The organism is Achromobacter sp. 46006, assembly GCF_059761975.1.
Map to the genome: position 1 here is coordinate 1 of NZ_JCBANN010000037.1, position 11835 is coordinate 11835.

Genomic DNA, 11835 nt, shown 5'->3' on the forward strand with positions numbered 1-11835 from the left:
GCGCCTGTGTGTGAGCACAGGCGCCGTTATTCATTGCATGGCCATCAAGGGCCGGCGGTTTACTTCTTGTTCTTGGCCGGGTCGACCTTGATGTCGTTCATGACCTGCTTCACGCCTTCGACGCCGCGTGCCACGGTGGCGGCATGATCGGCTTCGGCGGCGGTGCCGACGCTACCGGTCAGCTTGGTCACGCCATCGGTGGTTTCGACGGCGATGTCCAGCGCGCTCAGTTGCTTGTCGGCCACGAAGGCGGCCTTGACCTTGGTGGTCACGGTCGCGTCGGACGCGTATTCGCCCACGGATTGCTTGGGCTTGCCGTCATTGGCGGCAAAGGCCATGGAAGTGAAGACAGCGCCCGTACCCAGTGCGGCGGCGGCGATCAGCTTGCGAAATTCCATAGTTGTGCTCCTTGTGTGTGGTTCAGCGCGTTTGTGACGCAACGGCTAAGCGAAAGTTCTTTGGGTGCGATGTTCTTCTATTTCTTGCGGAAAGCGCCGCCCAGAATGGACAGCAGCGCCAGAACCAGGAAGACGAAGAACAGGATCTTGGCGATGCCCGCGGCGCCGGCGGCGATGCCGCCGAAGCCCAGGACTGCCGCGATGATCGCAATGACGAAGAAAACTACGGCGTAGTGCAACATGTCGGCTTCTCCTGGTGGCTCGGGATCAGGGGTTGCGATCGAAGAAATCGCGCACTTCCTTTTCCGCCTGTTCCTTGGTCTTGCCGTAGCGCTCCTGGATCAGGCCAGCGAGGCGTTCGGCGTTGCCTTCGGTACGGGTCAACTCGTCGTCGGTGAGTTCACCCCAGGCCGCTTTGGCCTTACCGGTAAGTTGCTTCCACTTGCCAGCAATGATGTCGTTGTTCATGGTGACCTCTCTTCGTTGTGGCGGACGCTGCGGGCTTATGGCCGATAAGCTGCTGCGTTCGCGGTTGAGTTGGGCACTGATCAGCTTGAGTTCAAGGTACAGGTCGGCCGCGAGGCCTGTCAAAGAACGCTGTGGGTAAATGTAACTGCCGGGGACGAGTCAAATCGGCCGTCTTTCGACGGCCGGTAGCGCAGGCGTACCAAGGGCGAGAGTTACATTTGAGCAACCTATTGTCCCGATTTGAGCGGGGCTGGTAACGGGGTCTACACGCCAATGGCGCAAGGGCGCGGGCGAGTGGGTCGGCGTCGGCGCGCTGGATGCGCAACCGGCGCGGCGATATAGTCGGAACTTGTGCCGGATACCGCCTGGCGGTTGGCGTGATCGTCGACATCACTCGAAAAAGGACAGGTATGACGCAACGAATCCTCGGCACGATCCTGCTGACGCTGGCCGCCATGGCGACGTTGGGTTGCACGCACGTGACGGACCGGTATCAGGCCGCCGCGCCGGACACGGTCTTGCGTGGTTAGGCTGTCGCGGCGCACAAGCAAAAGGGGCGCTGGGCGCCCCTTTTGCTTGTGCTGCGACGCCGCGCGGCGTCAGGCTTCGCCGATGCGGCGGGCAATGTGCGCCAGGGCCTCTTCCACCTGGTCGACCAGGATCAGGCAGAGATCGCCCGCATTCAGGCGCGCCAATGCCTTGTCGATCGCCAGGAATTCGCCGTGGATCTCTTCGATGTGGCGGGCGCGGCTGGCGTTGATCAGGCCTTGCTGCAGCAGCGCCAGCACTTCGCCGTCGGCGCGGCCGCGCTGGCATTGGTCCTGGTACAGCAGCACGTCGTCGAAGGCTTCGCCGAGGATCTCGGTCTGCATGCGGATGTCTTCATCGCGCCGATCGCCGGCGCCGCTGATGACCACCGAGCGGCGCTTGGCGGGCATGGCATCGACCGCGCGCACCAGGGCCTGGATCGCATCGGGGTTGTGGCCGTAGTCGGCGATCACGGTGGCGCCGCGGTAATCGAACACGTTGAAGCGGCCCGGCGCGGTCTGGGCGTCGTTGACGAAGGTCGCCAGGCCGCGGCGGACGATGCTCCAGTCCAGGCCCAGCGCCCAGGCCGCGGCGATCGAGGCCATGGCGTTTTCGACCTGGAAGACGATGGTGCCATTGCGCGTGAGCGGGATCTCGGCCAGCGGGAAACGGGTTTCCTCGCTGCCCTGGGCCGCGACGATGGCGTCGCCATCACGGTAGACGACGCGCAGGCCCTGGGCCCGGTGCGTCGCCATGATCGGATGGTTGCGATCCTCGGCGAAGTAGGTGACTGAACCCGGGCAGCTTGAGGCCATCTCCGCCACAATGGGGTCGGCGGCGTTGAGCACGGCGGTGCCGCCGGGATGCACGTGTTGCACGATGACGCGCTTGACCACGGCCAGATCCTCGACGGTGCTGATGTAGCCCAGGCCGAGGTGATCGCCCATGCCGATGTTGGTGACGATGGCGACGTTGCAGCGGTCGAAGGCGAGGCCTTCGCGCAGGATGCCGCCCCGCGCGGTTTCGAACACCGCCGCATCGACGTCCGGATGCATCAGCACGCTGCGGGCGCTGCGCGGGCCGCTGCAGTCGCCGGTGTCGATGCGCAGGTTGTCGACGTAGACGCCGTCGGAGTTGGTCATGCCGACGCGGTTGCCGGCAGCGCCGAGGATGTGCGCGGTCAGGCGCACCGTGGTGGTCTTGCCGTTGGTGCCAGCCACCGCCACCAGCGGAATGCGGCCATCCTCGCCATCGGCGAACATGTTGGCGATGATGGCTTCGCCCACCGCGCGGCCCTTGCCGAACGAGGGGTTCAGGTGCATGCGCAGACCGGGCGCGGCGTTGACTTCGACCACGCCGCCGTTCTGCTCTTCGAGCGGGTAGTGCACGCTCTCGGCCACCACGTCGACGCCGCAGATGTCCAGGCCGATCATGCGCGCGGCCGAAACGGCGCGCGCCGCCATCTCCGGATGGACTTCGTCGGTGACGTCGGTGGCCGATCCGCCCGTGCTGAGATTGGCGTTGTTGCGCAGGAAGATCAGGGTGCCCGGCGCGGGCACGGACTCGGCATCGAAGCCTTGTTTTTTCAGCGTCGCGAGCGCGATGTCGTCGAAGCGGATCTTGGTCAGCGAGGTGGCGTGGCCGTCGCCACGCAAGGGGTCGGCGTTGACCTGCTCGACCAGTTGGCGGATGGTGTGCACGCCGTCGCCGGTGACCTGCGGCGGATCGCGGCGCGAGGCCGCGACCAGCGCGCCGCCCACCACCAGCAGGCGGAAGTCGTGGCCGGGAATGTAGCGCTCGACGATGACTTCGGAACTGATTTCCTCGGCCACTTCAAAAGCCTGGATCACGCGCTCGCGCGTCTCGATATTGACCGCCACTCCGCGTCCCTGGCTGCCATCGCGCGGCTTGACCACCACCGGGCCGCCCAGTTCCTGGGCCGCGGCCCAGGCGTCTTCGGCGGTGGTGACCGAGCGGCCCAGCGGCACCGGCACGCCGGCGGCGTCCAGCAGCATCTTGGTCAGGTCCTTGTCCTGCGCGATCGATTCGGAGATGGCGCTGGTCAGGTCGGTCTCGGCGGCCTGGATGCGGCGTTGCCTGCTGCCCCAGCCAAACTGCACCATGCTGCCTTGCGTCAGGCGGCGGTACGGAATGTTGCGGGCGGTGGCGGCATTGACGATGGCGCCGGTGCTGGGGCCCAGGCGCACGTCTTCGTCCAGTTCGCGCAGGCGCTTGAGGGCGTCGGCCAGGTCGAACGGCGTGTCGTCCAGCGCGGCCTGCACCAGCTGCTGCGCCAGATCCATGGCGAGACGGCCGACTTCTTCTTCGCTGTATTCCACCACCACCTGGAACACGCCGGGTTCGATGGTGGACGAGGCGCGGCCGAAGGTGACGGGGCAGCCGGCGTAGGCCTGCAGCGTCAACGCGACGATCTGCAGCACGTGCGCGATGGAGACCGCGCCCTGGTGGCCCTCGGGGCGCAGCAGGCCGGTCTGGGGCAGGCGCGCGCGCAGGCGGGCTTCGAAGTCGGGCAGGCTGTCGATCGAGCATTCGGCGTCGGCGCACGACACGATGGCTTCGATCGCGGTGTTCTTGCTCCACAGATTGGGGCCGCGCAGCGCTCGGATACGGGAAACTTCCATGGCAGGTATTCCTGTCTAGCTTGCGCGCGCCGGCGGCGGTGGCCGTGGCGCGCGCGATGATGTCAGTGTTGCTGGATCCAGCGGCGGACGAGATCGATGGTGGGCCCGGAGAAGGCTTCGTCGGATTGCAGCAGCACGAAGTCGCCCGCGGCGATACCGGAAAGCTGGCTCTCGATGGCCTTGCCGTGGTCCGGCTCGTCGATGATCTGCCTGACGCGGCTGCCTTGCTCCAGCCCCTGGCGCAGCAGCGCGCGCGCCTGTCCGGCGGGGCGCTTGCTGGTGACGGTGGTGTCGTCGTACAGCACGACGCGGTCGAAGGCATCGCCCAGCAGCTTGCCCTGTTCGATCAGGTCCACGTCGCGGCGGTCGGCGCCGGCGGAATAGACGGCGGCGCGGGTGGTCGACGGGAACTGGTCGATGGCGGTGATCAGCGGACGCAGCGCGGAGGCGTTGTGGACGTCGTCCACCACCACGGTGCTGCCATTGCGTTCGAACAGCGTGAACTGCCAGGGCGCGTCGGCCTGATCGATGTCGAAGGTCTCGATGCCGGCGCGGATCAGTTCGACCGGGATGTCCAGCGCCCAGGCGGCGCCGACCGCGGCCAGCACGTTCTCGACCTGAAAGGCCACGCGGCCGCCATGTGTCAGCGGGATCGCGGCGACGTCGGCCAGGCGTTCTTCATGCGCGCCTTGCGCCAGGACGATGGCGCCATCGCGCACGAACACGGCGCGGCCTTCCTGCTGCAGGTGCGCGGTGATGGCGGGCAGGGCCGGTTCGATGCCGAAGAAGATCACGGCGCCGTCGCACAGTTCGGCCATTTCCACCACGCGCGCGTCGCGCGCGTTGAGCACGGCGGCGCCGGTCGGCAGCACCACGTCGACCTGGGTGCGGAACACATTGAACATGCGTTCGGTTTCGTTGATGTCGAAGTCGCCGAGGTGGTCGGCGTCGTCGATGTTGGTGACCACGCCCACCTGGCAGCGGTCATAGGCCAGGCCCTGGCCCAGGATCACGCCGCTGTCGTTCTCGATGACGGCGGCGTCGACGTTGCGGTTCATCAGCACGCGGGTGCCGGACGCGAAATCGGCGCGGTCGCCTTTCTGTACTAGCCGGCGGTCGAGATACAGGCCTTCGCTGCAGGCCAGGCCGGTGCGCTTGCCAGACAGGTGCAGCAGGCGCGCCACCAGGCGCGCGACCACAGTCTTGCCGTTGGTGCCGGTGACGCCGACGATGGGGATGCGGCCGGCATCGCCTTCGGGAAACAGATGGTCGACGATGGCGCGGCCAACCGGACGCGGGGGGCCGTCGGCTGGCTTCAAATGCATCAGCAGCCCGGGGCCGGCATTGACTTCGACAATAGCGCCGCGCTGTTCGTCCAGCGGGCGCGAGATGTCCTCGGCCACCAGGTCGACGCCGGCGATGTCCAGGCCGACGATGCGGGCGGCCAGGGTCACGGTGGCGGCGACGCTGGGGTGCACGCGGTCGGTGACGTCGAAGGCGACGTTGCCGCTGCGCTGCACCAGCACGCGCTGGCCGTCGGCCGGCACGCTGTCTTCCGACAGGCCCTGGCGGGCGATCTCGAGGCGCGCGGCCGAATCCAGCCGCACCGGATTGAGCGGATGGTTTTCGGTGCGGCCACGGCGCGGGTCGGTGTTGATCTGGCTGTCGATCAGTTCGGTGATGGTGGACTTGCCGTCGCCGGTGACCCAGGCCGGCTCGCCGGCGGCGGCGGCCACCATGCGGTTGCCGACCACCAGCAGGCGGTGTTCGTTACCCAGCACGAAGCGCTCGACGATGACACCGCTGCCTTCTTCCACCGCGACGCGGTAGGCCGATACCACTTCCTCGCGCGTAGTCAGGTTGGTGAATACGCCGCGGCCGTGGTTGCCGTCATAAGGCTTGACCACGACCGGCAGGCCGATGTCTTCGGCGGCCGACCAGGCGTCGTCCTCATTGTCGACCAGGCGGCCCTCGGGGACGGGCACGCCGCAGGTCGAAAGCAGTTCCTTGGTCAGGTCCTTGTCGCGCGAAATGCCTTCGGCGATGGCGCTGGTGCGGTCGGTTTCGGCTGTCCAGATGCGGCGCTGGCGCGAGCCGTAGCCGAACTGCACCAGGTTGCCCTCGAACAGGCGGATGTAAGGGATGTCGCGGTCGTCGGCGGCATCGACGATGCAGGCGGTGCTGGGACCCAGGCAGTGCTGGTCGACCAGCCGGCGCAGGCGCGCCACGGTGGCCTCGACGTCGAACGGACGGTCTTCGATGGCGGCCATGACCAGGTCGCGGCCTTCGTTCAGCGCCGCGCGGGTAACCTGTTCCTGCCAGGCGCGCACCACGACCTTGTAGACGCCACGCGTGGAGGTTTCGCGGGCCTTGCCGAAACCGCCGCGCAGGCCGGCCAGGTTTTGCAGTTCGAGGGTGACATGTTCAAGAATGTGGCCGGGCCAGGTGCCTTCCTTGACGCGGGCCAGGAAGCCGCCGCGCACGCCCGGGCTGCAGCGGTGCTCGATCAGGGTCGGCAGCCAGGCGGTCAGGCGCTCGTAGAAGCCCGGGATCGTGTTGGAGGGGGAGTCCTCCAGTTCGCCGATGTCCACCCATGCCTCAAGTACCGGACGGTACGTCCAAATGTTCGGGCCGCGCAAAGCCACGACATCGAGAAATTCAATGTCTTTCTTTTTCATGTTTTAATTTACTTGAGAAGCAGGTTGGCACGCGCGGACGCCCCTGTGCAAGACCGCGGATTTATTGGGGTTGCGCCTTAAGAATAATGCCAACGAGTGGGGGATCCCAGATATTCCTAATTAGAAAAATCGGCTGATACTATACGACGCCTTCAAAGGCGTGAACTCGTTGTGTTGTAAGGAAGGGACACGTTTCCGGCCTGGGGCCGGAAAGCCGTCGCCGCCTTGTAGGGCAGAGTCCTGGCCCGGTATGCGTTCCAATGAAAAAACCACACCTGCTTTCCGGCCTGGCCGAAGCCTTTCCTGCCCGTTGGCGGGATGAATTCCGCGCGGAACTGGCGCAGGGCGAAACCCTGCTGGCCTGGCTCGAGATAGACCTGGACCAGCGCCTGAAGTTCCGCCCGGGACTGGTGGCCGTGACCGACCGCCGCCTGATCGCACGCAATCCGGCCGATACCGCCTGGGAAAGCTGGTGCTACGGCCCTCAACTGTCCCTTAATCTGTCCGACCACGCCGGCGCCGCCGTACTGGAATTGCACGATGACGCCGCCCGCCTGGGCATCTGGCGCTTCACCCTGGCCTGCAATCCGGCCGCACTGCGGCTGCTGGGCCAGTTCGAGGCGCAGCAAGCCATCCGCCTGTCGGGCCGGCCGGCAGCGGCGCCGGGCGAGCGCCAGTGCACCATCTGCAACAACGCCATCCCGGCCGGGCAGGAGGAGTGTGCGGCGTGCAACCAGGAACAGGCGGCGCCGTCCTCGACCTGGGCGCTGCTGCGCCTGTGGCGCTTCGCGCGGCCGTACCGCGGCCCGCTGCTGGCCGGTTTCCTGCTGACCCTGCTGGGCACGGCGGCGACCCTGGTGCCGCCCTACCTGACCATGCCGCTGATGGACGACGTGCTGATTCCGTTCCAGAACGGCGCGCCCATCGATTACGACAAGGTCCGCCTGTACCTGGGCGGGCTGCTCGCGTCCGCGTTCCTGGCGTGGGGGCTGGGCTGGGCCCGCACCTATATCCTGGCCTGGGTCAGCGAGCGCATCGGGGCTGACCTGCGCACCACGACCTACGAACACCTGCAGCAGTTGTCGCTGGAATATTTCGGCGGCAAGCGCACGGGCGACCTGATCTCCCGCATCGGCAGCGAGACCGACCGCATCTGCGTTTTCCTGTCGCTGCACCTGCTGGACTTCGCCAACGACATCCTGATGATCACCATGACCGCGGTGATCCTGGTGTCGATCAATCCCTGGCTGGCGCTGGTCACGCTGGTGCCGCTGCCGTTCATCATCTGGATGATCCACGCGGTGCGCGATCGCCTGCGCCATGGCTTCGAGAAGGTCGATCGGATCTGGTCGGAAATCACCAACGTGCTGGCCGACACCATTCCCGGCATCCGCGTGGTCAAGGCCTTCGCCCAGGAAAAGCGCGAAGTGGCGCGTTTCCGCGAGGCCAACAACCGCAACCTGGAAGTGAACGACCGCGTCAATACCACCTGGTCGCTGTTCTCGCCCACGGTCACCCTGTTGACCGAGGTGGGATTGCTGGTGGTGTGGATCTTCGGCATCTGGCAGGTCTCGCAGAAGCAGATCACGGTGGGGGTGCTGGCTGCGTTCCTGGCGTACATCGGGCGCTTCTACACGCGGCTGGATTCGATGAGCCGCATCGTGTCGGTGACTCAGAAGGCCGCCGCCGGCGCCAAGCGCATCTTCGACATCCTGGATCATGTGTCGAGCGTGCCGGAGCCGCAGAACCCGGCCAGGCTGCCGCAGATCAACGGCCGCATCGAATTGCGCGACGTCGGCTTCCGCTATGGCAACCGCCAGGTCATCCGCGGCCTGGACCTGAGCATCGCGCCCGGCGAGATGATCGGCCTGGTGGGCCACAGCGGGTCGGGCAAGAGCACGCTGATCAATCTGATATGCCGCTTCTACGATGTGTCGGAAGGCGCGATCCTGGTGGACGGCGCCGACATCCGCTCGGTGCGGGTGGCGGATTACCGTCGCAACATCGGGCTGGTGCTGCAGGAACCTTTCCTGTTCTTCGGCACCATCGCCGAGAACATCGCCTATGGCAAGCCGGACGCCACCCGCGACGAGATCGTGGCCGCGGCCCGTGCCGCCCACGCCCATGAATTCATCCTGCGCCTGCCGCACGGCTACGACTCGCTGGTCGGCGAGCGCGGCCAGGCGCTGTCCGGCGGCGAGCGCCAGCGCATCTCGATCGCGCGCGCGCTGCTGATCGATCCGCGCATCCTGATCCTGGACGAAGCCACTTCGTCGGTGGACACCACCACCGAAAAGGAAATCCAGAAGGCGCTCGACAACCTGGTGCGCGGCCGCACCACCATCGCCATCGCCCACCGCCTGAGCACCTTGCGCAAGGCCGACCGGCTGGTGGTGCTGGATCGCGGCCAGATCGTCGAGCAGGGGCCGCACGAGGAACTGATGGCGCGAGAGGGCGCCTACTACCGGCTGTACCAGGCGCAGGCGCGCCAGAACGAGGCCGACGCGCAGGCCTCCGGCAGCGAAGACATGGCCGCCGTGGCCTGAGCGAGATGACCGTCATGACGCTTCCCGTTTTCCAGTTGCGACGCAATGCCTTCGGGCGCCTGGTGTTCGAGGGTGCAGATGGCATCGCGCACGAAGGCGTGATTCCGGTGCGCGCGTTTCCCATCAGCGAAGCCGACCGCGGGTTGTCGCTGGTCACAGGTGAAGGCCGTGAATTGCTGTGGATCGAACGGTTGGCGGAGGTGCCCGCCGCCCAACGCGCGCTGATCGAGGAAGAGCTGGCCGGCCGCGAGTTCATGCCCGAGATCCGCAAGCTGGCCAGTGTGTCCACCTTCGCCACGCCCAGTGTCTGGAGTGTGGAAACCGACAGAGGCCCGACCCGATTCACGCTGCGCGGCGAGGAGGACATCCGCCGCCTGGGGCCGCAGACGCTGCTGATCGCCGACAGCCACGGCATCTTCTACCTGGTGCGCGATATCCTGTCGCTCGACAGGCACAGCCGCAAGCTGCTGGATCGCTTCCTCTGACCGCTCAGTCCGAGGCCGCGCGCTTGAACGGCGTGTGGGCCTCGAGTTCGCCCAGGTAGTCATCCACCGCGGCGGTTTCCTCATCGAGAAAGTGCTGGATCGCGGCGGCGAAGCGCGCGTCGGCCACCCAGTGTGCCGACCAGGTGGGGGTAGGCAGCAGTCCGCGCGCCATCTTGTGTTCCCCTTGCGCGCCACCCTCGAAGCGGGCCATGCCATGGGCGATGCAGTAGGCGATGGCCTGCAGGTAGCAGGTTTCGAAATGCAGCCCGGGCACGTATTCCATCGCGCCCCAATAGCGCCCGTACAGCGTGTCGCCGCCCGCCAGATTCAGGGCCGCGGCCACCGGCTGGCCGTTGCGCTCGGCCATGATGAGCACGAAGGCGTCTGGCTGGTCGCGATAGGCGCGCAGGAAGAATTCGCGGCTCAGGTAGGGCGGGTTGCCGTGGTTGAAGTAGGTATGGCAGTAGCACTGATAAAAAAAATCCAGGTCGGACGCGTCGATCTGCGCGCCGCGCAGCCAGCGGAACGCCAGCCCGGCCTGCGCCACCTTCTTGCGGTCCTGGCGGATCTTCTTGCGCTTGTCGTGGCTCATCGTGGCCAGGAAGGCGTCGAAGTCGGCGTAGCCCGGATTGGTCCAGTGGAACTGCACGCTCTCGCGCACCATGAAGCCGGCCTCGCGCAAGGCGCGCAGGTCGGCCGCGGCGGGAAACAGCAAGTGCAGCGACGACACCTGGATCTCTTCGGCGAAGGCCACCAGCCCGCGCACCAGCGTATCGCGGTCTTCGTCGCCGGCGGCCAACAGGCGCGGGCCTGAAACCGGGGTGAACGGCACCGCCGCCAGCAGCTTGGGGTAATAGCGCAGGCCATGGCGCTCGAAGGCGTCGGCCCAGGCGTAGTCGAAGACGTACTCGCCGCGCGAATGCGATTTCAGGTAGAGCGGCACGGCGCCGGCCAGCGCCGCGCCGCGCCACAGCATCAGGTAGTGCGGCGACCAGCCGGTGCGCGGCGCCACGCAGCCGCTGTCGTGCAGGGCGTGCAGGAAGGCGTGCCGCAGGAACGGCTGGTCGCCGGCCAGCGCGTCCCACTGGCGGGCGTCGACGCGGGCAAGGTCGGTCTCGATGGTCAGGCGGAGCGGCGAATCCATGGACGAATGATAAAGTCTTCGTTGGCGCGTGGCGCACCGCGCCCGATGAGTGCGCAGGGTTATTGTCTTGCGGGCGGCGCGGGGTCGCCACGCAGCGGAAATTCTCATGGACAGCAATTCGATCCTTTCCCCGGGCGGGAGCGGCCCGGACGGCGGCGCGGCCTGCCTGCGGGCGCAGGCGCTGCAAGCGCTGGCCGCCACCGGCTGGGCGGACAAGCTGGCGCGGGTGCGCGCCATCGGCGCCGATGCGCCGCTGGATGGCGCGCGGCGCTATGTTGCGCATACCGCCCTGCCGGGGCGGCCCGCCGTACCCTCGCTGGTATCGCCGGCCGAGGTGCCGCAGCGTTCCATGGCCACGCTCGAGGGCCGCGCCGCGCTGCTGCACGCCCTGGCGCATATCGAGTTCAACGCGGTCAACCTGGCGCTGGATATTCTCTGGCGCTTCGCGGGGATGCCGGATGCCTTCTACCGCGACTGGTTGCGCGTGGCGCATGAAGAGGCCAGCCATTTCGAACTGCTGAACCGGCGCCTGGCCGACCTGGGCTACGCCTATGGCGATTTCCCCGGCCACAACGGCTTGTGGGAAATGGCCGAGCGCACCGGTGACGACCTGCTGGCGCGGCTGGCGCTGGTGCCGCGCACGCTGGAGGCGCGCGGGCTGGATGCTTCGCCGTTGATCCGAAACAAGCTGGCGGGGGCCGGTGACGCCCAGAGCGCGGCCATTGTCGACATCATCCTGCGCGACGAGATCGGCCATGTGGCGATCGGCAACCATTGGTACAAGCATCTCTGCGCCGAGCAGGGCAGGGAGCCCGTGGCCTGCTATGCCGAACTGGCCGCGCGCTACAAGGCGCCGCGCCTGCGCGGCCCCTTCAACCTGCAGGCGCGGCGCGCCGCCGGCTTCGACGAGGCCGAACTGGCCGCGCTGCAGGCGGACTGAGGACGC

General features: G+C 67.0%; 9 protein-coding genes. 3 read left to right on the forward strand and 6 right to left on the reverse strand.

Annotated elements, in window-relative coordinates; all coding sequences use genetic code 11:
• Nucleotides 1–59: 59 nt before the first annotated feature.
• The 5 genes from AC6LKG_RS17425 to cphA (AC6LKG_RS17445) all read right to left on the reverse strand — a co-directional run bounded on the left by AC6LKG_RS17425 (nt 60) and on the right by cphA (AC6LKG_RS17445) (nt 6714).
• Nucleotides 60–398, reverse strand: a complete 339-nt coding sequence (locus AC6LKG_RS17425; protein ID WP_498166258.1) for a BON domain-containing protein — start codon at nt 396–398, stop codon at nt 60–62.
• Between the two features lie 77 nt (nt 399–475).
• A complete protein-coding gene (locus tag AC6LKG_RS17430; protein WP_006389411.1) occupies nt 476–640 on the reverse strand; it encodes a DUF1328 domain-containing protein in 165 nt (54 codons plus the stop codon).
• A 25-nt stretch (nt 641–665) separates the two neighbouring features.
• Nucleotides 666–866, reverse strand: a complete 201-nt coding sequence (locus AC6LKG_RS17435; protein ID WP_006389412.1) for a CsbD family protein — start codon at nt 864–866, stop codon at nt 666–668.
• Nucleotides 867–1465: 599 nt separating this feature from the next.
• Nucleotides 1466–4036 carry a cyanophycin synthetase gene (gene cphA / locus AC6LKG_RS17440; RefSeq protein WP_498166260.1) on the reverse strand — a complete coding sequence of 857 codons (2571 nt, stop codon included), beginning with the start codon at nt 4034–4036 and terminating at the stop codon, nt 1466–1468.
• Between the two features lie 62 nt (nt 4037–4098).
• Complete coding sequence (cphA, locus tag AC6LKG_RS17445; RefSeq protein ID WP_498166262.1) at nt 4099–6714, reverse strand: cyanophycin synthetase; 2616 nt, start codon at nt 6712–6714, stop codon at nt 4099–4101.
• 260 nt (nt 6715–6974) lie between these two features.
• Between cphA (AC6LKG_RS17445) and AC6LKG_RS17450 the strand changes: the two genes are divergently transcribed.
• Nucleotides 6975–9260: a cyanophycin metabolism-associated ABC transporter gene (locus AC6LKG_RS17450; RefSeq protein WP_498166264.1), complete on the forward strand. Its 2286-nt coding sequence runs from the start codon at nt 6975–6977 to the stop codon at nt 9258–9260.
• 14 nt (nt 9261–9274) lie between these two features.
• On the forward strand, nt 9275–9745 hold the full coding sequence (locus AC6LKG_RS17455; RefSeq protein WP_498166266.1) for a cyanophycin metabolism-associated DUF1854 family protein: 471 nt from the start codon (nt 9275–9277) through the stop codon (nt 9743–9745).
• Between the two features lie 4 nt (nt 9746–9749).
• On the opposite strand, the gene AC6LKG_RS17460 is transcribed toward AC6LKG_RS17455, so the two are convergent.
• The gene (locus AC6LKG_RS17460) at nt 9750–10889 is read right to left on the reverse strand and encodes a GNAT family N-acetyltransferase (RefSeq protein ID WP_498166268.1); all 1140 of its coding nucleotides are present in this window, start codon (nt 10887–10889) and stop codon (nt 9750–9752) included.
• Nucleotides 10890–10995: 106 nt separating this feature from the next.
• On the opposite strand from AC6LKG_RS17460, the gene AC6LKG_RS17465 reads away from it, so the two are divergent.
• The gene (locus AC6LKG_RS17465; protein WP_498166269.1) at nt 10996–11829 is read left to right on the forward strand and encodes a ferritin-like domain-containing protein; all 834 of its coding nucleotides are present in this window, start codon (nt 10996–10998) and stop codon (nt 11827–11829) included.
• The last annotated feature ends 6 nt before the right edge of the window (nt 11830–11835 follow it).

Bases quoted from the DNA above. Each gene is read 5' to 3' on its own strand.
- AC6LKG_RS17425 (WP_498166258.1), bottom strand. From the start codon at position 398: ATGGAATTTCGCAAGCTGATCGCCGCCGCCGCACTGGGTACGGGCGCT.
- AC6LKG_RS17430 (WP_006389411.1), bottom strand. From the start codon at position 640: ATGTTGCACTACGCCGTAGTTTTCTTCGTCATTGCGATCATCGCGGCA.
- AC6LKG_RS17435 (WP_006389412.1), bottom strand. From the start codon at position 866: ATGAACAACGACATCATTGCTGGCAAGTGGAAGCAACTTACCGGTAAG.
- cphA (WP_498166260.1), bottom strand. From the start codon at position 4,036: ATGGAAGTTTCCCGTATCCGAGCGCTGCGCGGCCCCAATCTGTGGAGC.
- cphA (WP_498166262.1), bottom strand. From the start codon at position 6,714: ATGAAAAAGAAAGACATTGAATTTCTCGATGTCGTGGCTTTGCGCGGC.
- AC6LKG_RS17450 (WP_498166264.1), top strand. From the start codon at position 6,975: ATGAAAAAACCACACCTGCTTTCCGGCCTGGCCGAAGCCTTTCCTGCC.
- AC6LKG_RS17455 (WP_498166266.1), top strand. From the start codon at position 9,275: ATGACGCTTCCCGTTTTCCAGTTGCGACGCAATGCCTTCGGGCGCCTG.
- AC6LKG_RS17460 (WP_498166268.1), bottom strand. From the start codon at position 10,889: ATGGATTCGCCGCTCCGCCTGACCATCGAGACCGACCTTGCCCGCGTC.
- AC6LKG_RS17465 (WP_498166269.1), top strand. From the start codon at position 10,996: ATGGACAGCAATTCGATCCTTTCCCCGGGCGGGAGCGGCCCGGACGGC.